The organism is Variovorax sp. V93, assembly GCF_041154485.1.
Classification (GTDB): domain Bacteria; phylum Pseudomonadota; class Gammaproteobacteria; order Burkholderiales; family Burkholderiaceae_C; genus Variovorax; species Variovorax beijingensis_A.
Genome location: NZ_AP028669.1, coordinates 2,499,050 through 2,522,208, shown reverse-complemented (window position 1 = coordinate 2,522,208; position 23,159 = coordinate 2,499,050). Strand labels below are relative to the sequence as shown.

The window sequence follows — 23,159 nt, the reverse complement described above, 5'->3', positions numbered from 1 at the left end:
TTCGATCACCGGCCTGGAGACGCTCAGTCGACGGTGTGCATGGCCTGCCACACGCGCGCCGGGCTCAGCGGCATGTGCAGGTGCGGAGCGCTGGCCGCAAGACCGTTGCGCGCGAAGGCGTCGGCCACGGCGTTCACGATGGCCGGCGTGGCGCCAATGGTGCCCAGCTCGCCCACGCCCTTCACGCCGAGCGGATTGTTGGCGCACGGGGTCGACTCGTCCATTTCCATGTGGAACATGGCCTGGACGATGTCCGCGCGCGGCGCGGCGTAGTCCATGAGGCTGCCGGTGAGCGGCTGGCCGGTTTCGTTGTCGTACACCACCTGCTCGTAAAGCGCCTGGCCGATGCCTTGCACTGCACCGCCTTCGAGCTGGCCGCGAACGATCATCGGGTTGATCACGCGGCCCACGTCGTTGACCGAGCTGTAGGCCACCACGCTGATCTCGCCTGTGGGCGGATCGATTTCGATCTCGCAGACGTGGCAGCCGTTGGGCCAGGTCGGCCCGGCCACGGTGCTGGTCGAGTCGACGAAGATCTCGCGCCCGGGCTGCTTGCCCGCCAGCGCGAACAGGTCGAGTTCCAGGTCGGTGCCGGCCACGGTGAAGACGCCGCGGGTGTAGGTGATGTCGTCGATGGCGGCTTCGAACTCCTGGGCCGCGAGCGTGCGCGCCTTGTCGATGGTGCGCTCGGCGCCGATGCGAACCGCCGAGCCGCCGGTGAACAGGGAGCGCGAACCGGCGCTGCCGAAGCCGTCGCCGCGGTCGGTGTCGCCGAGCACCACGCGCACCTTCTCGATCGGCACGCCGAAGGCATCGACCGCCAGCTGCGCGAGCGAGGTGGCAATGCCCTGCCCCATGGCGTTGACGGCCGAGAACACCTCGATCACGCCATCGGCCTGCACCGAGACCGTGACACGCTCCTCGAACACGTTGCCGCCGGTCCATTCGAGAAAGGTGGCAATGCCCAGGCCGCGGTGCTTGCCGTTCCGCGCTGACTCGGCGGCGCGGGCCTCGAAGCCATGCCAGTCGGCCAATGCCAGTGCCTGGTCCATCACCGACTCGAACTTGCCGGTGTCGTAGGTCTGCGCCATCGGGTTCCTGTAGGGCATCTGCTCGGGGCGGATGAAGTTGCGGCGGCGCAGCGCGACGCGGTCGATGCCGGTCTGACGGGCGGCCTCGTCCATCAATCGCTCGATGGTGAAGATCGCCTCGGGACGGCCCGCGCCACGGTAGGCGCCGGTGGGCGCGGTGTTGGTGAGCACCGCCTTGAAATGGAAGTCGATGGTCTGGATGTCGTAGACGCTGGTCTGCACCCAGGGGCCGATCAGGAGCTGGATCGCCACGCCGGTGCCGGTGGCATAGGCGCCGACGTTGGCCAGCGTCTTGATGCGCAGCGCAAGGATCTTTCCGTCGGCGTCGAGTGCGAGTTCGGCCTTGGCTTCGATGTCGCGGCCGTGCGCGCTCGAAAGAAACTCTTCGCTGCGGTCGGCCACCCATTTCACGGGGCGCTTGACCTGCAGCGCGGCAAAGGCCACGGCGATGTCTTCGGGATAGGCGCCGGTCTTCATGCCGAAGCCGCCGCCCACGTCGCCCACCACCACGCGCACCTTTTCTTTCGCGAGGCCGATGGCGGCGCAGATCGAATCGCGTACGCCCGAAGGCATCTGGGTGCTCATGCGGATGGTCAGGCGGCCGGATTCGGCGTCGGGCGCCGCGAGCACCGAGCGCGGCTCGATGGTCAGCGCCACCACGCGCTGGTTGACCACGTCGAGCGCGACCACGTGCTTCGCCTTGGCAAAGGCGGCTGTTGCGGCGTCGCTGCTGCCATGGCGCATTTCGGCGGCGACGTTGCCGGTGGCTTCATCGCACAGCAGCGGCGCACTGTCGGCGGTGGCGCTTGCGAGGTCGACCACCATGGGAAGCGCCTCGTAGTCGACCACCACCGCCTCGGCGGCATCGCGTGCCTGCTGGACGGTTTCGGCCACCACCGCGGCCACGGCCTCGCCCACGAAGCGGGCTCTGCCATGCGCCAGGGCCAGGCGCGGCGGGCTGGCGCAGTCGCTGCCGTCGGCCCGCTTGAAGCCCACGGCGCCCGGCATCGGCTTGACGCCGGCCTCGGCCAGCTCGGCGCCGGTGATCACGCGCAGCACGCCGGGCATGGCGGCGGCGGCGGCCGTGTCGATCGACACGATGCGTGCATGCGGATAGGGCGACCGAAGAAAGACGAGATGCGTCTGGCCGGGGAGCGCAACGTCGTCGGTGTAGCGGCCTGCGCCGGACAGCAGGCTCTCGTCCTCGAGGCGGCGCACTGCCTGGCCGCTGCCGAAACGGGTGGGGATGGAATCAGTGGTCAACGTGGTCCTCTTGGGCAGGCCGGTACCGGGCAACGCTGGCCCGGCGGGTCCGTATGGAGTGCGAATGGGAAGCAGCACTATATGGGCTTCGGATAGTCTTGTGCGCTTCACGGGCGGCGCCTGTGGCGCGCGGGCTGCAATCGTTTGCCTTCCCGCTGCAGGATGGGCATTTTTCCGGCCTCGGCCGAAGCGCGGGCGAAGCCGTGTATACCTACGGCCATGCAACAACTGCCCTGGCTCGAACCCGGCGACGCGCTGCCCGACCCCGCCTCCGCCTGGGGCGAGCACGACCCCGTACCCGGCCTGCTCGCCGCCGGCGGCGCGCTCGACGTCGACACCCTGGTGCACGCCTACGGCCGCTGCGTGTTCCCCTGGTTCAGCGAAGACCAGCCGATTCTCTGGTGGAGCCCCGACCCCCGCATGGTGCTGCAGGTGGCCGAATTCAGGCTCCACAGGTCGCTGCGCAAGACCCTGGCCCGCTTCACGCAGACCGCCGGCTGCGAGGTGCGGATCGACCATGACTTCGCCTCGGTCATCGCGGCCTGCTCGCAATCGCCGCGCACCGGCCAATCGGGCACCTGGATCGTGCCGGACATGGTGCAGGCCTACATGGCGATGCACCGGGCCGGCCACGCGCACAGCGTGGAAACCTGGATCGACGGCAAGCTCGCGGGCGGCCTCTACTGCGTGGGGCTGGGGCGCGCGGTGTTCGGCGAATCAATGTTCACGCGCCGTCCGGACGCCTCCAAGATCGCGCTGGCCGCGCTGGTGTGCCTGTGCCGCCGCTTCCAGGTGAAGATGATCGACTGCCAGCAGAACACCTCCCATCTGGCCAGCCTGGGAGCCCGCGAAATATCGCGCAGCCGCTTCGTCGCGCACGTCGCGAGGGCCCGGGAACAACAGGGGCCACAGTGGCATTTCGAGCCCGTATACTGGGCAGAACTCCTTTCCGCGCGACCTTCCGGACCGACGTGACGCACCTCAAGGATCTTCCGCTTCACACGCTGCAGTTCTACGCGACGGCGCCCTACCCCTGCAGCTACCTGCCGGACCGCCAGGCCCGCTCGCAGGTGGCCACGCCCAGCCATCTGATCCACAACGACGCCTACTCCGACCTGGTGCTCAGCGGCTTCCGGCGCAGCGGCATGTTCACCTACCGGCCCTACTGCGACGGTTGCCGCGCCTGCATACCGCTGCGCGTGCTGGTCAACAGCTTCCACCCCAGCCGCAGCCAGCGCCGCGCCGTGAAGCAGCACCAGAACCTGCTGGCGCGCGTGCTCAAGCTGTGCTTCGTGCCAGAGCACTACAAGCTCTATCTGCGCTACCAGACCGGCCGCCACGCCGGCGGCGGCATGGACCACGACAGCATCGACCAGTACACCCAGTTCCTGCTGCAGAGCCGCGTCAACTCCAGGCTCGTCGAATTCCGCGAGGCACTGCCCGACGGCACGGCCGGCGCGCTCAAGATGGTGTCGATACTCGATGTGCTGAACGACGGCATTTCTGCGGTCTACACCTTCTACGAACCCGACAGCAGCGCAGGCTACGGCACCTACAGCGTGATGTGGCAGATCGAGCAGGCGCGCAAGCTCGGCCTGCCGCACGTCTATCTCGGCTACTGGATCGAAGGCAGCGCCAAGATGAACTACAAGGCGCGCTTTGCGCCGCACGAACTGCTGATCGACGGACGCTGGCAAGCACCATCTGATTTCACAAGGTAAAATGGCGCCCGGTCCACACCGCATCGCGCCATGAGAAAAAACCAATCCGACGTTCCTGCCGTTCCAGTCATCCAGGTGATCGAGCGCATGTTCGCGCTGATCGACGTGCTCGCCTCGCGCGAGGAGGCCATTTCGCTGAAGGAAATCAGCGAGAAGACGGGCCTGCACCCCTCCACCACCCACCGCATCCTCAACGACCTGGCGGTCGGCCGTTTTGTCGATCGGCCCGAGGCCGGCAGCTACCGGCTCGGCATGCGGCTGCTGGAACTCGGCAACCTGGTCAAGGGCCGGCTCAACGTGCGCGACGCCGCCCTGGGGCCGATGCGCGAGCTGCACAAGCTCACCCAGCAGCCCGTCAACCTCAGCATGCGCCAGGGCGACGAAATCGTCTACATCGAGCGCTCGTACAGCGAGCGTTCGGGCATGCAGGTGGTGCGCGCCATCGGCGGGCGGGCTGCCCTGCACCTGACCTCCACCGGCAAGCTGTTCCTGGCGGCCGATGATCCGCAGCGCGTGCGCAGCTACGCCACGCGAACCGGCCTGGCCGGCCACACGCGCAACAGCATCACGCAGTTGCCCGCACTCGAGCGCGAGCTGTCGAAGGCGCGCCAGTACGGCATTGCGCGCGACAACGAGGAGCTCGAACTGGGCGTGCGCTGCATGGCCGCCGGCATCTACGACGACCAGGGCAAACTGGTGGCGGGATTGTCGATTTCCGCACCTGCGGACCGGCTCGACGAAGGATGGCTGCCCAAGCTGCAGGCCACGGCCAACGAAATCTCGGGGGCGCTTGGCTACAAGGATGCTGGAGCGGCGGCCTCGACGGGTTCCGCGGCGGCCAGCACAAGCGGCACTTCAGGCTCCGTGGCAGGCTGACGACCCCGCCAGCGGGCCGCGCCGCGGCCCTGCTGCCTGCCAACGCGCCCTGCTCAGGGCGGCCAGCCGATCAACCGGCGACCTGGTAGGCCGACGTGCTGCGCGATGCAGCCGGCGAGCCCGTCGAAGCGTGCGTGGCCTCGACCCAGCGGCGAACGCGTTCCGCATCGGCAATGCGGCTGAACTTGCCGGCCGAATCCAGGAACACCATGATCAGCTTGCGCCCCGCCACCTTGGCCTGCATCACGAGGCACTGGCCGGCTTCGGAGATGTAGCCCGTCTTCTGCACGCCAATTTCCCAATCCGGGCTCTTCACGAGACGGTTGGTCGTGTTGAACTGCAGCACGCGGTTGCCCACCTCGACCTGGTATTCAGGCGAGGTCGACAGCGAGCGCACCGTGGCGTCGGAATAGGCGGCATTGACGAGCAGGGCGAGGTCCTGCGCGCTCGACTGGTTGCGGCTCGACAGGCCGGTGGGTTCCACGTAGCGCGTGTCCTTCATGCCGAGCATCTTTGCCTTGGCGTTCATGATGCTCACGAAGGTTGCGAGGCCGCCGGGATAGGTGCGGCCCAGTGCATGCGCCGCGCGGTTTTCGCTCGACATCAGGGCCAGGTGCAGGAGCTCGCCGCGCGACAGCGTGGTGCCGACCGTCAGGCGCGAACGGCTGCCCTTCTCGGTATCCACGTCGTCCTGGGTGATGGTGATCAGCTCGTCGTTCGGAAGATGCGCTTCGCTGATCAGGAGGCCGGTCATCAGCTTGGTGAGCGACGCGATCGGAAGCACCGCATGGTCGTTCTTGCTGAACAGCACTTCATGCGTGTCCTGGTCGATCACGAGCGCCACGCTCGATTTCAGGTCGAGTGCGTCATCGGTTCCGTGCAGGCCGGCCAGTTGCCCGAAGGACTGGCGTGCCGGCGTCTCGACGCGGACCACCGAACGGCGTTGCACGGCAACCACCGTCTTGCCGTTCTTCTGGCGAATGGAAGCCACCACGTTGCGGCCGCCACGGACGACCTTCTCGCTTCGATCGGCGACCTTGGCGCCACGCGGCGCCTTGGCAGAACGCTTGACTTCGACCGGCACCGGTCCTGCGGCCTTCTTGGCCACGGCGGTCTTGGCTGCGGTTGTTTTTTCCTTCTTGGCGGCCTGTGCACCGGACAGCAAAAACGCCGTGGCGCAGAGCGCGACGGCGACGAATTTGACTGCGGGCAAGAACCGCTGGCTGGAAACTCGGCGGGGGCGGGTTTCAGACATTATTAAATCTCCAGCGGCGAAAATGAGAACCGCAGTGTATCCAAATCAAAAAAGGCACGCAATATCAGTTACTTGCGACCTGTTCTTCAATCGAATAACAAGAACCGCCTGTCACCTAACCTTGTGCCGCCACTTTCTCAGCTTGGCTCTGTAACTTGTTGAGCGCACTCAAATAAGCCTTTGCCGACGCAACCACGATGTCCGGATCTGCCCCGACACCGTTGACCACCCGCCCCGCATTTTGTAACCGAATTGTAACCTCTCCTTGGCTTTCTGTCGAGCCACTTATCGCATTGACCGAGTAAAGCACCATTTCCGCGCCACTCTTGACGTGCGATTCGATGGCCTTGAGAGAAGCATCAACCGGGCCATTTCCGTCGGATTCACTGGTGACTTCCTTGCCCTGAACGGTGAAGACAACCTTGGCCTGGGGACGTTCGCCGGTTTCGCTGTGCTGCGAGAGCGAGACAAAAGCAAACTGTTCGTCAACGTTCGAGTGCTCTTCCGCGCTGACCAGCGCAAGGATGTCCTCGTCGAAAATTTCGGACTTGCGGTCGGCCAGTTCCTTGAAGTGCATGAAGGCCGTGTTGATGTCGGCCTCGCTGGCCATGGTCACACCCAGTTCCTGCAACCGCTGCTTGAATGCATTGCGGCCGCTGAGCTTGCCCAGCACGATCTTGTTGGCGGCCCAGCCCACGTCTTCGGCCCGCATGATCTCGTAGGTGTCGCGGGCCTTGAGCACGCCGTCCTGGTGAATGCCCGAGGCGTGCGCGAAGGCGTTCGCGCCCACCACGGCCTTGTTGGGCTGCACCACGAAGCCGGTGGTCTGGCTCACCATGCGGCTCGCGGCCACGATGTGCCGTGTGTCGATATTGATGTCGAGGCCGAAGTAGTCCCTGCGCGTCTTGACCGCCATCACCACTTCCTCGAGCGAGCAGTTGCCCGCACGCTCGCCCAGGCCGTTGATCGTGCACTCCACCTGGCGCGCACCGCCGATCTTCACGCCCGCCAGCGAGTTGGCCACCGCCATGCCGAGGTCGTTGTGGCAGTGCACCGACCAGATGGCCTTGTCGCTGTTGGGCACGCGCTCGCGCAGCATCTTGATGAAGTTGCCATAGAGCTCGGGAATGGCGTAGCCCACGGTGTCGGGCACGTTGATGGTGGTGGCGCCCTCGTTGATCACGGTCTCCAGCACGCGGCAGAGAAAGTCGGGATCGCTGCGGTAGCCGTCCTCGGGGCTGAACTCCACGTCGGACACGAGGTTGCGCGCAAAGCGCACGGCGAGCCTCGCCTGCTCGTGCACTTCGTCGGGCGACATGCGCAGCTTCTTTTCCATGTGCAGCGGCGAGGTCGCGATGAAGGTGTGGATGCGCCCGCGCGCCGCGCCCTTGAGCGCCTCGGCCGCGCGCGAGATGTCGCGGTCGTTGGCGCGCGACAGGCCGCACACCGTCGAATCCTTGATGGCGTTGGCAATGGCCCTGACGGCCTCGAAGTCGCCGTTCGAACTGGCTGGAAAGCCGGCTTCGATGACGTCGACCTTGAGCCGTTCGAGCTGCTTGGCGATGCGCATCTTCTCGTCGCGCGTCATCGAAGCGCCCGGCGACTGCTCGCCGTCGCGCAAGGTGGTGTCGAAAATAATGAGTTGGTCGGTCATCGTGGATCTCCTTGGTTCATTTACACCTTGCGCGTACGGCGGGGACGGCGTCAGGCGAGCTCAACCACCGATTGTGCGCTGTGCGCGCCGCGGGTCCGCGCGCGCTGCACGCCCGAGACGATGGCCTTCAGCGAAGCGGAGATCACGTTCGCGTCGATGCCCACGCCGAACAGCGTCTGGGCCTCGTCCACGCGCAGCTCGAGGTACGCTACCGACCTGGCATCGGCGCCCGCGCCGATGGCGTGCTGGTGGTAGTCCATCACGCGCACGGAATGGCCGGTGGCCTTGCTCAGCGCCTGCGTGAAGGCGTCGATCGGCCCGTTGCCGCGGCCTTCGATGGCGCGGATCTCGCCGTTCCAGGGCAGGTCGCCGCGCAGCACCACCGAGGCGCTGGCGCCCTCGCCTTCTTCCTCGATCACGCGGTGCTGCAGCGAATGCGCGGCCTCGAGGCCGTATTCGCGCACGAACAGTTCCCAGAGGTCGGCGGCGGTGAGTTCCTTGCCGGCCACGTCCATCACGCGCTGCACGGTCTGCATGAACTCCATCTGCAGGCGGCGCGGCATCTCGAGGCCGTACTCGCTCTCGAGCAGGTAGGCCATGCCGCCCTTGCCCGACTGGCTGTTGACGCGGATCACGGCCTCGTAGCTGCGGCCCACGTCCTTGGGGTCGATGGGCAGGTAGGGCATGTCCCAGATATCGCCGTCCTTGCGTGCCGCGAAGGCCTTCTTGATCGCATCCTGGTGCGAGCCGGAGAACGAGGTGTAGACGAGGTCGCCCACATACGGGTGGCGCGGATGCACCGGGATCTGGTTGCAGTGCTCGACCGTCGCGCGGATCTCGTCGATGTTCGAGAAGTCGAGTTCGGGCGAAACACCCTGGGTGTAGAGGTTGAGCGCGACGTTCACGAGGTCGAGATTACCGGTGCGCTCGCCGTTGCCGAACAGGCAGCCCTCGATGCGCTCGGCGCCTGCCATCAGCGCCAGTTCGCCGGCCGCCGTGCCGGTGCCGCGGTCATTGTGCGGGTGCACGCACAGCACGATCGAATCGCGGCGCGCAAGGTTGCGGTGCATCCACTCGATCATGTCGGCAAAGATGTTCGGCGTGGAATGCTCGACCGTGGTGGGCAGGTTGACGATGCACTTGCGCTCTGGCGTCGGCGCCCAGACCTGCGTCACGGCATCGACCACGCGCTTGGAGAACACGACATCCGTGCCCGAGAACATTTCGGGCGAATACTGGAAGGTCCACTGCGTGCCCGGCTGCTTGGCGGCGAATTCGTTGAACATGCGCGCATGGCTGCTCGCGAGTTCGACGATCTGGTCTTCGTCCATGCCGAGCACCACGCGGCGCATCACCGGCGCCACGGCGTTGTAGAGGTGGACGATGGCGCGCGGCGCGCCCTGCAGTGATTCGAAGGTGCGCGCAATGAGGTGGTCGCGCGCCTGCGTCAGCACCTGGATCGTCACGTCGTCGGGAATGCGGTCTTCCTCGATCAGCTTGCGCACGAAGTCGAACTCGACTTGCGAGGCGGAGGGAAAGCCGACCTCGATTTCCTTGAAGCCGATGGCCACGAGCGTCTCGAACATCCGCATCTTGCGGGCGATGTCCATCGGCTCGACCAGCGCCTGGTTGCCGTCGCGCAGGTCGGTCGACAGCCAGATCGGGGCCTTGGTCAGCACGACATCGGGCCAGGTGCGGTCCTTGAGGCCGATCGGGGCGAATGCGCGGTATTTGGCTTGAGGTTGCTTCAGCATGTCGATTTCTCTGTGATGGTTGGAATCAACCAGCAACCCCAAAAGACAAACGGCCCGTTGCTGGTGCGAACGGGCCGTGGTGAGGGATTTGCGCGTGCGCTACCGTCTCCGCCCGTGAGGGAGGGCTAGTAGGGCCAGCAGCGAAATCTTGGTCATGAGGGTTGTGAATGTAGCACAAGCCGGCTTCAGTTATGCAAGCCCCGCTCGTCGGGCTCTTCGGTCGAAGTGCTGATCACGCTCGCCTGCTGCCCCTTGGCCTTGCGCCAGGCGTAGACCACATAGCCGCTCAGGCCATAGGCCACGAACAGGCCGAAAAGCACCGTGGGCGGATGGATATTGATGACCGCGATGCCGAGCGCGATGAGCACGATCACCACGAAAGGCACGCTCTTCTTCATCTGGACGTCCTTGAAGCTGTAGAACGGCGCATTGGTGACCATCGAAAGCCCGGCATAGAGTGTGAACGCGAAGGTGATCCACGTGATCTGCGTCCACGAGAGATACAGCACCTCGCCGCCGCGCTTGCCCCACTCGGTCATGAGCCAGATGAAGCCGGCCACCAATGCGGCCGCGGCCGGCGACGGCAGCCCCTGGAACCAGCGCTTGTCGACCACGCCGGTATTGACGTTGAAGCGCGCCAGCCGCAGCGCCGCGCAGGCGCAGTACACGAAGGCCGCAATCCAGCCCCATCGGCCCAGGCCCTTGAGCGACCATTCGTAGGCGATGAGTGCAGGAGCGGCGCCGAACGACACCATGTCGGACAGCGAATCCATCTGCTCGCCGAACGCGCTCTGCGTGTTGGTCATGCGGGCCACCCGGCCGTCCAGGCTGTCGAGGATCATTGCCGCGAAGACGCCCAGCGCCGCAAGATCGAAGCGCGCGTTCATCGCCATCACGACCGAATAGAAACCGCCGAACAGCGCGGCGAGCGTGAACAGGTTCGGCAGTATGTAGATGCCCTTGCGGCGCTTGCGCGGCGGCACTTCGTCGGGAACCGTGTCGTCATGCATTGAATTTGCCTCCGTCCCTCGTGGGCACTGCGCGAACAGCCATCCATCCGATAGCTTCTTGATCTGTAAATCGCATGGGTTCGCAGTGTAGTTCAGGGGGATGGTTCGCCCCCTCATGAAAAAAGGCCACCCCGTCGGGTGGCCCTCGGAAAACGGGTGCCGCGGCACCCGCTTCATTGGCGGATCAGTTGCGGGTCTGGTCGACCAGCTTGTTCTTCTTGATCCACGGCATCATCGCGCGCAGCTTCTCGCCGACGACTTCGATCTGGTGCTCGGAGTTCAGGCGGCGGCGGCTGATCAGCGTGGGGGCGCCGGCAGCGTTTTCCAGCACGAAGCTCTTGGCGTATTCGCCGGTCTGGATGTCCTTGAGCACTTGCTTCATGACCTTCTTGGTCTCTTCGGTCACGACGCGCGGGCCGGTGACGTACTCGCCGTACTCGGCGTTGTTCGAGATCGAGTAGTTCATGTTGGCGATGCCGCCTTCATAGATCAGGTCGACGATCAGCTTGAGCTCGTGCAGGCATTCGAAGTACGCCATCTCGGGCGCATAGCCGGCTTCCACCAGCGTCTCGAAACCGGCCTTGATCAGCTCGACCGTGCCGCCGCACAGAACCGCTTGTTCGCCGAACAGGTCGGTCTCGGTTTCTTCGCGGAAGTTGGTCTCGATGATGCCGGCCTTGCCGCCGCCGTTGGCGGTAGCGTAGCTCAGCGCGAGGTCACGCGCCTTGCCGGTCTTGTCCTGGTGCACGGCCACGAGGTGGGGCACGCCGCCGCCTTGGGTGTAGGTGCTGCGCACGGTGTGGCCGGGGGCCTTGGGAGCGACCATCCACACGTCGAGGTCGGCGCGCGGCTGAACGAAGCCGTAGTGCACATTGAAGCCGTGCGCGAAGACCAGCGAAGCGCCTTCCTTGATGTTCGGTGCGACGTCGTTCTTGTAGACGTTCGCGATCTGCTCGTCGGGCAGCAGGATCATGACCACGTCGGCGGCCTTCACGGCGTCGGCCACTTCGGCGACCTTGAGGCCGGCCTTCTCGACCTTGGGCCACGAGGCGCCGCCCTTGCGCAGGCCGACCACGACCTTGACGCCGCTGTCGTTCAGGTTCTGCGCATGCGCATGGCCTTGCGAGCCGTAACCGATGATTGCGACCGTCTTGCCCTTGATGAGGCTGAGGTCGGCGTCCTTGTCGTAGTAAACCTTCATGATGCGTCTTTCCTATTTAATCTCTGGCACCCCCTGCGCGGGGGTGCGTTCACTCACAGTTGGCCGGAGGGATTCCGGTCCTTCATTTGCTGGTTGATGGACACGAGGTTGTCGTGAATGCGGAACAGCAGGATCAGCAATTCGCTGTAGACGCGAACCATGATCGCGCCAAAAATCAAGATGGCGAAGCCGGAAAGAATGCCTCTGAAGCCGCCGCTGAAGAGCGCGCCCACGCCGGAAATCAATACCACCAGCAACCCCAGGAAATACAGTATCCGGATGACGATCGGGGTGACCATCTTCTCGAAGCCCAGCAAGTCTTGCATTACCTTCTCCTCGTGCGTTGGTTTAGAACAGTGGAACTGAGGGGATCTTCACCCCCTACACGCGCAGGATGCGCTCGCCGCGCCCAATGCCGCTGGCACCGGTGCGGACAGTCTCGAGGATAGCGCTACGGTCGATCGCTTCCAGGAAAGCGTCGTTCTTGCCGTGGTCGCCGGTGAGTTCGATGGTGTAGCTCTTGTCCGTGACGTCGATGATGCGGCCGCGGAAGATCTCGGCCATGCGCATCATTTCCTCGCGCTCCTTGCCGACTGCGCGCACCTTCACCATCATGAGTTCGCGCTCCGTATACGCGCCTTCGGTCAAGTCGACGACCTTCACTACTTCGATCAGCCGGTTCAGATGCTTGGTGATCTGCTCGATCACGTCGTCCGAGCCGGCCGTGACGATCGTCATGCGCGAGAGGCTCGCGTCCTCGGTCGGTGCGACGGTCAGCGATTCGATGTTGTAGCCGCGGGCCGAGAACAGGCCCACCACGCGGGAAAGAGCACCCGGCTCGTTTTCCAGCAGCACTGCGATGATGTGTTTCATGTTTGCGTGACTCCTCTTTTCGCCTGCGCGGAAGCTTTTGCTTTCGCCGCCCTCCCCCGCGCACGGTAATGCGCGGGCTCGGCGGGCAATAGATTCGTCAGTAAAGAGTTGAGCGAATGTTCCGCGGATCAGAGATCTTCGGAACCCAGCAGCATTTCGGTGATGCCCATGCCGGCCTTGACCATCGGGAACACGTTCTCGGTGGGGTCGGTGCGGAAATCCATGAACACCGTGCGGTCCTTGAGCTTGCGTGCTTCGCGCAGCGCCGGCTCCACGTCCTGCGGGCGCTCGATCAGCATGCCGACGTGCCCGTAGGCCTCGGCCAGCTTCACGAAGTTGGGCAGCGCATCCATGTAACTGTGGCTGTAGCGGCCGGAGTATTCGATCTCCTGCCACTGGCGCACCATGCCGAGGTAACGGTTGTTGAGCGAGCAGATCTTGATCGGCGTGTTGTACTGCAGGCAGGTGGAGAGTTCCTGGATGCACATCTGCACCGAGCCTTCGCCGGTGATGGTGAACACTTCCGAATCGGGCTTCGCGAGCTTGATGCCCATGGCATACGGAATGCCCACGCCCATGGTGCCCAGGCCGCCCGAATTGATCCAGCGGCGCGGCTCGTCGAAGCGGTAGTACTGCGCGGCCCACATCTGGTGCTGGCCCACGTCCGACGTGATGTACGCGTCGGCGTCCTTGGTCATGTTCCAGAGGGTTTCGACCACGTACTGCGGCTTGATCACGTCCTTGTTGCCGCGGTCGTACTTGAGGCAGTCGCGCGAGCGCCAGGCCTCGATGGTCTTCCACCAGTCGGCCAATGCGCCGGCGTCGGGCTTGGTGGTGCTCTCGCGGATCATCGAGATCAGCTCGGTGAGCACGTCCTTCACGTCGCCGACGATCGGGATGTCGACCTTCACGCGCTTGGAGATGCTCGACGGATCGATGTCGACGTGGATGATCTTGCGTTCGTTCGTCGCGAAGTGCTTGGGGTTGCCGATCACGCGGTCGTCGAAGCGCGCGCCCACGGCCAGCAGCACGTCGCAGTTCTGCATCGCGTTGTTGGCTTCGATGGTGCCGTGCATGCCCAGCATGCCCAGGAACTTGCGGTCGCTCGCCGGGTAGGCGCCCAGGCCCATCAGCGTGTTGGTGACCGGGTAGCCGAGCATGTCGACCAGCGTGCGCAGTTCGTTGCAGGCGTTGCCCAGCAGCACGCCGCCGCCCGTATAGATGTAGGGACGCTTGGCGTTCAGCAGCAGCTGCAGCGCCTTGCGGATCTGGCCGCCGTGGCCCTTGCGCACCGGGTTGTACGAGCGCATCTCGACCTTGTCGGGATAGCCGGCGTAGGCCACCTTCTTGAAGGAAACGTCCTTGGGCACGTCCACCACCACCGGGCCGGGCCGGCCGCTGCGTGCGATGTGGAAGGCCTTTTTCATCGTCATGGCCAGATCCTTCGGGTCCTTGACGAGGAAGTTGTGCTTCACGATGGGGCGGGTGATGCCCACGGTGTCGCATTCCTGGAAGGCATCCAGGCCGATGGCGGCGGTGGGTACCTGGCCCGAGATGATCACCATCGGGATCGAGTCCATGTACGCCGTGGCGATGCCGGTGACGGCATTGGTGAGGCCAGGGCCCGAGGTAACCAGCGCCACGCCGACCTCGCCAGTGGCGCGCGCATAGCCGTCAGCCGCGTGGACGGCTGCCTGCTCATGGCGTACCAGCACGTGCTGGATGGTGTCCTGCTTGTAGAACGCGTCGTAGATGTACAGAACCGCGCCGCCGGGGTAGCCCCAGATGTACTGGACGCCTTCGGCCTGCAGTGCCTTGACCAGCACTTCAGCGCCCATGAGTTCTTGCGTTGGGTTGCCGGCGCCAGAGGACGCGGCTGCTGCGGAAGCGAGTTCCGCCTTCGAGATTTCCATGATCAACCTTTGGAGTTTTTTCGGGAACGAAAAACCTTGGGTGCCCCTTGCCAGCCCTTGTGGGGCCGCGCCAGGACTTGAGGCCAAAGCCATGGGCGGACTGATGTTCCGCCGGACCTTGACCCGTTTGCCTTTTGACTTGCAGCGCGGATTATGACATTGATGAGCCCGCCGCCGCGCAAAAATCCCCGTGAAAAGGCACGGGGGCATAATCCGCGGCAGAAAAACACAAGCGCTTCCCGACATCCCCATTTCCCATGCGGCGCCCGCGGCGCCCCCTCTCGCTTGGCCACTGAACAAGAACTTTCCGACTTTCTGAAGAGCGTCGAACGGCGCGCTTTCAAGCGCTCGGTCTACCACGTGCGGGACGAGGAGGCGGCGCTCGACATCGTGCAAGACAGCATGATGAAGCTGGCGCAGCACTACGGCGACAAGCCGCCGGAAGAGCTGCCAATGCTGTTCCAGCGCATTCTTTCGAATTGCACGCTCGACTGGTTCCGCCGGCAGAAGACCCGCCGCGCCCTGTTCTCTAACCTTGGCGACTTCGAATCTGCCGGCGACGACGGGGATTTCGATCTGCTGGAGAACTTCGTCTCGCCAACCGACTCCAGAGAAACGGAGAGTGCCGAGGACACGACCCGTCGCGCCCAGATCTTCCATGAGATCGAAGAACAGATCGCGGCTTTGCCTGGTCGTCAACGCGAGGCTTTCCTGATGCGTTACTGGGAAGAAATGGATGTGGCGGAGACGGCCGCTGCAATGGGCTGCTCCGAAGGCAGCGTCAAAACCCATTGTTCGCGGGCCGTGCACGCCCTGAGCAAGGCGCTCAAAGCCAAGGGAATTTCGCTATGAACACTAAGGTTCCAACCTCTTCTTTTGCTGCCGAGGATCAATTCGGCCAGCGCGTCGCTGCGCGGCTGTCCGACGGCAGCCAGAAGCTGCCGCACGACATCGGCGAGCGGCTGCGGGTGGCGCGCGCGCAAGCCGTCGCCATGCGCAAGCAGGCGCCCCAGTTGCGGTCGGCTTCGGTGGTCATGCAGTCCGGGCACGTGGCAACGATGGGCGGTGGCTGGTGGACCCGCATCGGTTCGGTGGTGCCCCTGATTGCGCTGGTTGCAGGGCTGATCACCATCAGCGTGATGCAGGACGAGGACCGCGCCAGCGAACTGGCCGAAGTCGATTCCGCCCTGCTGACGGACGATCTTCCCCCGGCCGCCTACACCGACCCTGGTTTTGCCCAGTTTCTCAAGGCTGATGGCGCTTCCGACTGAGCCATCTTTCTGTTGAACGAATGCGACGCCCTCCCGTTTCCCGCACCGATACGCCTCGTCCGCTGCGCCCGCCCACGTCGGGCGCTGTCATTTGGGCGGGCGTCCTTGCCGCTGCGTTGTTCGGCCTGACGCTCGCCGACGCCCAGACGCATTCGGAGCCCAAATCCGCCGGCAGCGGCGCGCAGGCGGCGTCGCCGTCTTCGGCCTCGAAAACCGCCCCGGCCACCAAGCCCTACTGGAGCGAACTCACCGCGGAGCAGCAGCAGGCGCTGCGGCCGCTCGCGTCGCATTGGCACGCCCTGAATCCGGGCCACAAGCGCAAATGGCTGGCACTGTCACGCAACTACGCGAACATGTCGGCCGATGACCAAAGCACCCTGCACAGCCGAATGATCGAATGGGCGGCCCTGAGCAATCAGCAGCGGGCCCAGGCGCGCCTGAACTTCGCCGAGGTGAAGCGTGTCCCTGCCGACGAACGCAAGGCCAAGTGGGAGCAGTACCAGGCCTTGAGCGAGGACGAAAAGCGCCGGCTGGCGGCTCGCGCCCCCGCCAAGCCGCGCGGCGCTGCCATTCCGGTGCGCCCCGTACCCGCCCAGAAGCTCGTGACGGTGCCGGCCGTGACGCCGGCCGGGCAGCACACGCCGCGCATCATGCTGGCCCCGCCCGCCTCGCCAGCGGCGGCACCTTCCGCGGCCATCATGGTGGCCTCGCCGCCGGAGCGCGTTCCGCCTATCGTGTCCACGCCCTCCCCGTCCGGCGCATCCGTCACATCCGGTGCGCCCGCCGCAACCTCCGCCTTGCAGCCGATTCCGGCCGAAGCGCAAGTGCCCATGCCTTCGGCTGCGGTGCAGGTTTCACCGCCAGCATCCGCTTCCAATGCCGCGGGCCGTGCCGCCGAGCAGGTCACGCCCCCCTGATTCCCAAGGCTTCGATGGCTTCAAATTCTTCCGGCATACCGGAATCGAATCCCTCCTCTCCGCTCGCAGACAATCCCCCCAGCGCTCCTCTTCTGATAGTGCCCGGCCTGTGGCGGCGCATGGCTTGCTGGCTCTATGAGGGCATGCTGCTGTTCGCGGTGGTGTTCGTTGCAGGCTGGCTGTTCAGCACGCTCGGCCAGATGCGGGACGCCATGGATTCCCGCCGGCACCTGCTCCAGGCCTTCCTGTTCGTGGTGTTCGGCGTCTATTTCGTCTGGTTCTGGACCCGGGGCCAGACGCTGGCCATGAAGACCTGGAACATCCGCATCGTCGATGTGTACGGGCGCCCCATCACCCAGGCCCGGGCGCTCGCGCGCTACCTGCTCAGCTGGATCTGGTTTTTGCCGCCGCTGGCCGCCATCGCGCCTTTCAAGCTTTCGGGGGGAGAATCCACGGTGCTGATCTTCGGATGGGTCGCCGTCTGGGCATTGCTGGCGCGCTTTCACCCCGAGCGCCAGTTCTGGCACGACGCCTGGGCCGGTACGCGGCTCATAACCTCCAAGCCGATGAGCCGCCGATGAGTGCCCTGCCCAAGCTGCCCGACCCCGCCGTGAACCCGCAAAAGGCCCGCAAGGGCCTGGAGCGCGTATGGCATGCCACGCTGATCTCGCTGCACGGCCTTCGCGCGGGCTGGAGCGAGCCGGCGTTCCGCCAGGAAGCCATCATGGCCATCGTGATGATCCCGGCGGCCTTCTGGCTTGGCCGCAGCTGGGTCGAAGTGGCCCTGCTCGCCGGCAGTGCCATCCTCGTGATGATCGTCGAGCTGCTCAACACCGCGGTCGAAGCCGCCATCGACCGCATCGGGCCCGAATGGCACGACCTCTCCAAGCGCGCCAAGGACATGGGCAGCGCCGCCGTGCTGCTGTCGCTCACCCTGTGCGGCGGCATCTGGCTGGCGGCGCTGTGGCATCGCTTCGCGTCATGAAGACGCCCGCCGCACGAGGCATGATGGCGGCATGAATCCTGAATTTTCGATCTGTGTATATTGCGGCTCGCGCCCCGGCGAGCGAGTCGAGTTTTCCAGGGCCGCGCAAGCAGTCGGCCAGTGGATCGGCCAGCACGGCGGCCAGCTGGTCTACGGCGGTGGACGCACCGGCCTCATGGGCACGGTGGCCGAAGCCACCCGCAACGCCGGCGGCCGCGTGGTCGGCATCATTCCCAAGGCGCTGGTCGACCGGGAGCTGGCCAACCCCCTGTGCGACGAGCTCCACGTGGTCGACACCATGCACGAACGCAAGGCCATGATGGGCGAGCGCGCCGATGCCTTCGTCGCGCTGCCGGGCGGCATCGGCACCTTCGAGGAACTGTTCGAGATCTGGACCTGGCGCCAGCTCGGCTACCACGACAAGCCCACCGGCATTCTCAATACCGCGGGCTACTACGACGGTTTGCTGGGATTCCTGGCGCACAGCGTGCGCGAGGGCTTCATGGGCGATTGGCAGATGGAACTGATCCGCACCGGCACCAACCCCACCGAACTGCTCAGCGCGCTGCGCGCCGAAGTGCCCCTGCACCCCCGAGACGACCGCCTGGCCGAAAACCTGTAGTCCAAAAAGCGAGGATTTTTCCAGGAATACCGCGGAACCGGCTTTGCCGGGCCGCTGGTATTCCCCCGGTGAGGGGGTGGGCGAAGCGACACGAAGTGCGCGAAGACTGGGGGAGAGCCTTCTACACTGCGTTCTCGTTTTCCTCGCCGGTGCGGATGCGCACGATGCGCTCCACGCCGGTGACGAAGATCTTGCCGTCGCCGATCTTGCCGGTGCGCGCGGAATTGACGATGGCTTCGATGCAACGCTCCACGTCGCCTTCGTTGACGACCACTTCCACCTTCATCTTCGGCAGGAAGTCGACCACGTATTCCGCACCACGATAGAGCTCGGTGTGCCCCTTCTGGCGCCCGAAGCCCTTGACCTCGGTCACTGTGAGCCCGGTAACGCCCACCTCAGCCAGGGCTTCGCGTACGTCCTCGAGCTTGAAGGGTTTGACGATGGCGGTGATCTGCTTCATGGTTTTTGCGCTCCGGCGGTTTCGTTGAACTTGCTGGTGATAGGGTAACGCCAATCCTTGCCGAAGCTTCGATGGGTCACCCGAATGCCCACAGGCGCCTGGCGCCGCTTGTATTCGTTGATCTTGATGAGCCGCGCAACCCGCTCGACCACCGCGCGCTCGTAGCCGGCGGCGATGATCTCGTCGATGCCCTCGTCGTCCTGCATGTAGCGTGCCAGGATGCCGTCGAGGATGTCGTAGGGCGGCAGGCTGTCCTGGTCGGTCTGGTCGGGCCGCAGCTCGGCGCTCGGGGGCCGCGTAATGATGCGGTCGGGAATCGGCGAGGCGCCGGTGCCGTACGGGTCGTGGGCATTGCGCCAGCGGGCCAGCGCGAAGACGGTGGTCTTCAGCAGGTCCTTGATGACCGCGAAGCCCCCCGCCATGTCGCCATAGAGCGTGCAGTAGCCGGTGGCCATCTCGCTCTTGTTGCCGGTGGTGAGAACGATCGAGCCGAACTTGTTCGACAGCGCCATCAAAAGCGTGCCGCGGATGCGGGCCTGGAGGTTCTCCTCGGCCGTGTCTTCGGGCAGGCCCTTGAACTCATCAGCGAGTGCGCCCTTGAACGACTCGAAGGTGTGCTTGATCGAGATCTCGTCGTAGCGCACGCCCAGGCGCGTGGCCATCTCGCGCGCGTCGATCCAGCTGATGTCGGCGGTGTAAGGCGAAGGCATCATGACGGCACGCACCTTGTCCTTGCCGAGCGCATCGACCGCGACGGCAAGCACCAATGCGGAGTCGATGCCGCCCGAGAGCCCCAGGATGGCGCCGGGAAAGCCGTTCTTGCCGATGTAGTCGCGCACGCCCAGTACCAGTGCATCCCACAGCTGGGCTTCCGCTTCGCGCGGCGCAGCGATGGCCGAAGGCGCCGCCACCACATCCACGCCCTGGGGCGAGCGCTCCAGCTGCATGAAGACCAGGCTCTCCTTGAAACTCTCGGCCTGCATGGCCAGCTCGCCGTCGGCCTGCAGCGCAAAGGAGGCGCCGTCGAAGACCACTTCGTCCTGCCCACCCACCAGATGCGCGTAGACCAGCGGCAGCCCGACGGCGCGGGCGCGATCGGCCATCCGCGCCACGCGCTCGCCCTCCTTGCCGACGTGGTACGGCGAAGCGTTGATGACGGCCAGCACTTCGGCGCCCGCAGCGCGGGCCAGTTCGGCCGGCTCGTCGAACCAGGCGTCCTCGCAGATCAGCACGCCCACCGAGACGCCGCCGGCCTCGAACACGCTGGTGCCCTGCCCCGGCGTGAAGTAGCGGCGCTCGTCGAACACCTGGTAGTTCGGCAGTTCGCGCTTGGCGTAGGTCTCGAGGATGCGGCCTTCCTTGATGACGCTGGCGGCGTTGTAGCGCATCTGCACCGCCACCGAACGGCTGCGCAGGCTGCCGCCCGTCGGATGCCCCACCACCACGACCATGTCTTTGAGATCGGCCAGCGCGGCGGCAATGCCTTTCACGGCATCATCGCAAGCTTCGGTGAAGGCGGGACGCAGGAACAGATCCTCCGCCGCATAGCCGGCGATCGAGAGTTCGGGCGTCAGCAGAAGACGCGCACCTTGGGCATGGGCCTGGCGCGCGGCATCGACGATTTTTTTCGCGTTGCCGGCGAGGTCGCCCACCACAAAATTGAGTTGCGCGATGGCGAGCTTGAGCGTCATACGGAAGGAAGAAAAAGGCTTGAACGATTATGTCATCCGGGTGGTGGCGTCGCTGTCGGACCTGGACCCGAAAGCATGGAACGCCCTCCTCTCAGCCGAGGCGCAGCCCTCGCCCTTCATGCGCCATGAATACCTTTCGGCGCTGCACGACAGCGGCAGCGCCTCGCCCGAAAGCGGCTGGATGCCGCAGTTCATCACCCTGTGGCGCGGCGACGAACTGCGGGCAGCCTGCCCGGCCTACATCAAGACCCACTCCTATGGCGAGTATGTCTTCGACTGGGCCTGGGCCAATGCCTACGAGCAGCACGGGCTTGCCTACTATCCCAAGGCGGTGGTGGCCGTGCCGTTCACGCCGGTGCCCGGCGCACGCCTGCTGGCGCGCGATGCGCAAGACCGCACGCTGCTGGTGCAGGCGCTGGTGGCCTGGTGCAGGAAGGAAGAACTCTCGTCGCTGCATCTGCTGTTCGGCGCGGAGGCGGACATCGCCGCCTGCACCGAAGCGGGCCTGATGCTGCGCAACACGGTGCAGTTCCACTGGACGAATGCCGCCCCGGGAGAGTCGGGCGAAACAGCCGGCTACGCGGACTTCGAGGCCTTTCTCGCCAGCCTGTCCCACGACAAGCGCAAGAAGATCCGCCAGGAGCGCCGCAAGGTGGCCGAAGCCGGCGTGACCTTTCGCTGGTCGCGCGGCGCCCACATCGCCCGCGCGGACTGGGACTTCTTCTACCGCTGCTATGCGCGCACCTATCGCGAGCATGGCAACCCGCCCTACCTCTCGCGCGACTTCTTCCAGCGCATGGCCGACACCATGCCCGAAGCCTGGCTGCTGTTCATCGCCGAGCGCGAGGGAAAGCCGATTGCCGCGAGCCTGATCGCGCTGTCCACGCACGGGGAGGACGCGCTGGTGGCCTACGGCCGCTACTGGGGCGCCGTGGAGCGCGTCGACTGCCTGCATTTCGAGGCCTGCTACTACCAGCCGCTGGCCTGGTGCATTGCGCATGGCGCCAGGCGCTTCGAAGGCGGCGCGCAGGGCGAGCACAAGATGGCGCGCGCATTGATGCCGGTAAAGACCACCAGCGCCCACTGGCTCGCGCACCCCGGCTTCGCCGACGCGGTCGAGCGCTTTCTCGAGCGCGAGGGCGAAGGCATCGAGAACTACATGGACCACCTGGGCGAACGCAGCCCGTTCAAGGCCGGCTGAGGCGCGGCGGATTGCGGCCGGTTCGCTGCAATCGGGGGCTGCTATAAACGCGCCCGGTACAACAACAGAAAGAAACCGATGCCGTTCGTCGGACTGGGGCTGCACATCCTCATTGCGCTGTTCTTCGCCGTGCATGCGATGCGCCATGGCAAGCAGATGTACTGGCTCATCATTCTTTTCAGCTTCCCCCTGCTGGGCAGCATCGTGTACTTTGTGGTCGAGTACCTGCCTGCTTCCCGCATGCAGCGTACCGCCGGCAAGGTGGCAAGCGCAGCCATCGGCCTCATCGACCCCGAGCGCGAGTACCGCGCGGCCACCGAGGCCTACGATCTGGCCCCCACCGCCCAGAACAAGCTGCGCCTCGCCAAGGCCGCGCTCGGCAGGGGCCAGGCTGGCGATGCGGTCGGACACTATCGCGACGCCCTGAAGGGCCCGCTCGCATCCGATCCCGAGTTGCAATTTGGCTTGGCCAGCGCACTGCTGGCCGCGGGCGGCGCGGCTTCAGGCCGCGAAGCGCTGCAGGCGCTCCAGGCCCTGCGCGCCTCGCGCGACGACTACCGCCGGGACGAAGTCGCCGTGCTCAGCGCCCGCGCGCTCGCTGCCGATGGGCGCCATGCAGAGGCACGCGAGGCCTTCGAGGCCGCGTTGAGCCAGTACAACACGGTCGAGGCCCGCGCCCGCTACATTGCCTGGCTGGCCGAACAAGGCGACGCCACCGGCGCACAGCGCCAATGGAGCGAACTCCAGCAGGCCGCGCGCCACTGGAACTCGCACGCCCGCTCCGTCAATCGCGAGTGGATGCGGCTGGCCGGCGACGCGGCCCAGCGCTGAGGCAGCCGATTACTTCTTGTAGGCAGCGATGCCGTCGACGACTTCCTTCTTGGCCGCGTCGATGCCTTCCCAGCCCAGCACCTTGACCCATTTGCCGGCTTCCAGGTCCTTGTAGTGCTCGAAGAAGTGGCTGATGGCCTTCAGGCGCATCGGGTTCACGTCGTCGACCGACTTCCAGTGGCTGTAGATCGGCAGCACCTTGTCGGTGGGCACGGCCAGCACCTTGCCGTCGACGCCGGCTTCGTCTTCCATCATCAGGATGCCGAGCGGACGGCACGGCACCACGACGCCGGGCAAGAGCGGATACGGCGCGATCACCAGCACGTCGACCGGGTCGCCATCGCCGGAGAGGGTCTGCGGCACGTAGCCGTAGTTGGCCGGGTAGTACATCGCGGTCGTCATGAAGCGGTCCACGAAGATCGCACCCGATTCCTTGTCGACTTCGTACTTGATCGGGTCGGCGTTCATCGGGATTTCGATCACGACATTGAAGGCGTCGGGGATGTTCTTGCCGGGGGAGACTTTGTCGAAGGACATGACGTTTTCGAGTAGTTGAAAGTATGAGAGGGA

At 65.3% G+C, this 23,159-nt stretch carries 23 protein-coding genes; 11 read left to right on the top strand and 12 right to left on the bottom strand.

The genetic code is table 11. The features are described from left to right. Positions 1-23 precede the first annotated feature (23 nt). Entirely contained in the window at positions 24-2,354 is a 2,331-nt protein-coding gene (locus tag ACAM54_RS11940) for a xanthine dehydrogenase family protein molybdopterin-binding subunit (protein WP_369650803.1), read from the bottom strand. A 219-nt stretch (positions 2,355-2,573) separates the two neighbouring features. Here ACAM54_RS11940 and aat point away from each other — a divergent pair, with 219 nt between their 5' ends. The 3 genes from aat to ACAM54_RS11925 are packed head-to-tail and all read left to right on the top strand — an operon-like array spanning position 2,574 to position 4,951. Further along, positions 2,574-3,329 (top strand): leucyl/phenylalanyl-tRNA--protein transferase, encoded by a 756-nt coding sequence (gene aat, locus ACAM54_RS11935; RefSeq protein WP_145743660.1) that lies wholly within the window; start codon positions 2,574-2,576, stop codon positions 3,327-3,329. Then, the gene (locus ACAM54_RS11930; protein ID WP_192324529.1) at positions 3,326-4,075 is read left to right on the top strand and encodes an arginyltransferase; all 750 of its coding nucleotides are present in this window, start codon (positions 3,326-3,328) and stop codon (positions 4,073-4,075) included. Before aat ends, ACAM54_RS11930 begins: the two co-directional genes overlap by 4 nt. Before the next feature lie 30 nt (positions 4,076-4,105). Further along, positions 4,106-4,951 (top strand): IclR family transcriptional regulator, encoded by an 846-nt coding sequence (locus tag ACAM54_RS11925; protein ID WP_145743656.1) that lies wholly within the window; start codon positions 4,106-4,108, stop codon positions 4,949-4,951. A gap of 70 nt (positions 4,952-5,021) precedes the next feature. On the opposite strand, the gene ACAM54_RS11920 is transcribed toward ACAM54_RS11925, so the two are convergent. From ACAM54_RS11920 to ACAM54_RS11885, 8 genes are all read right to left on the bottom strand, one after another. Then, positions 5,022-6,206, bottom strand: coding sequence for a serine hydrolase (locus tag ACAM54_RS11920; protein ID WP_369650802.1), 1,185 nt, complete (start codon positions 6,204-6,206; stop codon positions 5,022-5,024). Between the two features lie 115 nt (positions 6,207-6,321). Beyond that, positions 6,322-7,860: a 2-isopropylmalate synthase gene (locus ACAM54_RS11915; RefSeq protein ID WP_369650801.1), complete on the bottom strand. Its 1,539-nt coding sequence runs from the start codon at positions 7,858-7,860 to the stop codon at positions 6,322-6,324. A gap of 50 nt (positions 7,861-7,910) precedes the next feature. Next, positions 7,911-9,614 carry a 2-isopropylmalate synthase gene (leuA, locus tag ACAM54_RS11910; protein ID WP_369650800.1) on the bottom strand — a complete coding sequence of 568 codons (1,704 nt, stop codon included), beginning with the start codon at positions 9,612-9,614 and terminating at the stop codon, positions 7,911-7,913. A 185-nt stretch (positions 9,615-9,799) separates the two neighbouring features. Then, positions 9,800-10,624, bottom strand: coding sequence for a CDP-diacylglycerol--serine O-phosphatidyltransferase (gene pssA / locus ACAM54_RS11905; protein WP_021007106.1), 825 nt, complete (start codon positions 10,622-10,624; stop codon positions 9,800-9,802). A gap of 184 nt (positions 10,625-10,808) precedes the next feature. Continuing rightward, positions 10,809-11,825, bottom strand: coding sequence for a ketol-acid reductoisomerase (gene ilvC / locus ACAM54_RS11900; protein WP_093054428.1), 1,017 nt, complete (start codon positions 11,823-11,825; stop codon positions 10,809-10,811). Between the two features lie 53 nt (positions 11,826-11,878). Further along, positions 11,879-12,151 carry a DUF4282 domain-containing protein gene (locus tag ACAM54_RS11895; protein ID WP_145743648.1) on the bottom strand — a complete coding sequence of 91 codons (273 nt, stop codon included), beginning with the start codon at positions 12,149-12,151 and terminating at the stop codon, positions 11,879-11,881. Between the two features lie 55 nt (positions 12,152-12,206). Further along, positions 12,207-12,698 carry an acetolactate synthase small subunit gene (ilvN, locus tag ACAM54_RS11890; protein ID WP_012747479.1) on the bottom strand — a complete coding sequence of 164 codons (492 nt, stop codon included), beginning with the start codon at positions 12,696-12,698 and terminating at the stop codon, positions 12,207-12,209. 128 nt (positions 12,699-12,826) lie between these two features. Continuing rightward, positions 12,827-14,611: an acetolactate synthase 3 catalytic subunit gene (locus ACAM54_RS11885; protein WP_145743647.1), complete on the bottom strand. Its 1,785-nt coding sequence runs from the start codon at positions 14,609-14,611 to the stop codon at positions 12,827-12,829. 285 nt (positions 14,612-14,896) lie between these two features. Here ACAM54_RS11885 and ACAM54_RS11880 point away from each other — a divergent pair, with 285 nt between their 5' ends. Genes ACAM54_RS11880 through ACAM54_RS11855 form a run of 6 tightly spaced genes read left to right on the top strand, consistent with a single transcriptional unit; the run spans position 14,897 to position 18,406 of the window. Continuing rightward, positions 14,897-15,463 (top strand): RNA polymerase sigma factor, encoded by a 567-nt coding sequence (locus ACAM54_RS11880; protein WP_012747477.1) that lies wholly within the window; start codon positions 14,897-14,899, stop codon positions 15,461-15,463. Next, the gene (locus tag ACAM54_RS11875) at positions 15,460-15,882 is read left to right on the top strand and encodes a DUF3619 family protein (protein ID WP_369650799.1); all 423 of its coding nucleotides are present in this window, start codon (positions 15,460-15,462) and stop codon (positions 15,880-15,882) included. The genes ACAM54_RS11880 and ACAM54_RS11875 overlap by 4 nt, the downstream gene beginning before the upstream one ends. 20 nt (positions 15,883-15,902) lie before the next feature. Further along, positions 15,903-16,799, top strand: coding sequence for a DUF3106 domain-containing protein (locus tag ACAM54_RS11870; protein ID WP_369650798.1), 897 nt, complete (start codon positions 15,903-15,905; stop codon positions 16,797-16,799). 14 nt (positions 16,800-16,813) lie between these two features. Further along, complete coding sequence (locus ACAM54_RS11865) at positions 16,814-17,380, top strand: RDD family protein (protein ID WP_369650797.1); 567 nt, start codon at positions 16,814-16,816, stop codon at positions 17,378-17,380. Beyond that, positions 17,377-17,784: a diacylglycerol kinase gene (locus ACAM54_RS11860; protein WP_369650796.1), complete on the top strand. Its 408-nt coding sequence runs from the start codon at positions 17,377-17,379 to the stop codon at positions 17,782-17,784. Before ACAM54_RS11865 ends, ACAM54_RS11860 begins: the two co-directional genes overlap by 4 nt. Positions 17,785-17,815: 31 nt before the next feature. Further along, positions 17,816-18,406, top strand: coding sequence for a TIGR00730 family Rossman fold protein (locus ACAM54_RS11855; protein ID WP_309933896.1), 591 nt, complete (start codon positions 17,816-17,818; stop codon positions 18,404-18,406). Positions 18,407-18,527: 121 nt separating this feature from the next. On the opposite strand, the gene ACAM54_RS11850 is transcribed toward ACAM54_RS11855, so the two are convergent. Further along, positions 18,528-18,866 (bottom strand): P-II family nitrogen regulator, encoded by a 339-nt coding sequence (locus ACAM54_RS11850; RefSeq protein WP_012747471.1) that lies wholly within the window; start codon positions 18,864-18,866, stop codon positions 18,528-18,530. Further along, the gene (locus tag ACAM54_RS11845) at positions 18,863-20,557 is read right to left on the bottom strand and encodes an NAD+ synthase (RefSeq protein WP_369650795.1); all 1,695 of its coding nucleotides are present in this window, start codon (positions 20,555-20,557) and stop codon (positions 18,863-18,865) included. Before ACAM54_RS11845 ends, ACAM54_RS11850 begins: the two co-directional genes overlap by 4 nt. Before the next feature lie 19 nt (positions 20,558-20,576). Between ACAM54_RS11845 and ACAM54_RS11840 the strand changes: the two genes are divergently transcribed. Next, positions 20,577-21,758 (top strand): GNAT family N-acetyltransferase, encoded by a 1,182-nt coding sequence (locus tag ACAM54_RS11840; RefSeq protein ID WP_369650794.1) that lies wholly within the window; start codon positions 20,577-20,579, stop codon positions 21,756-21,758. 78 nt (positions 21,759-21,836) lie between these two features. Continuing rightward, entirely contained in the window at positions 21,837-22,589 is a 753-nt protein-coding gene (locus ACAM54_RS11835; protein ID WP_369650793.1) for a hypothetical protein, read from the top strand. Positions 22,590-22,598: 9 nt separating this feature from the next. On the opposite strand, the gene ppa is transcribed toward ACAM54_RS11835, so the two are convergent. Further along, complete coding sequence (gene ppa, locus ACAM54_RS11830) at positions 22,599-23,126, bottom strand: inorganic diphosphatase (protein ID WP_021007095.1); 528 nt, start codon at positions 23,124-23,126, stop codon at positions 22,599-22,601. Positions 23,127-23,159 lie beyond the last annotated feature (33 nt).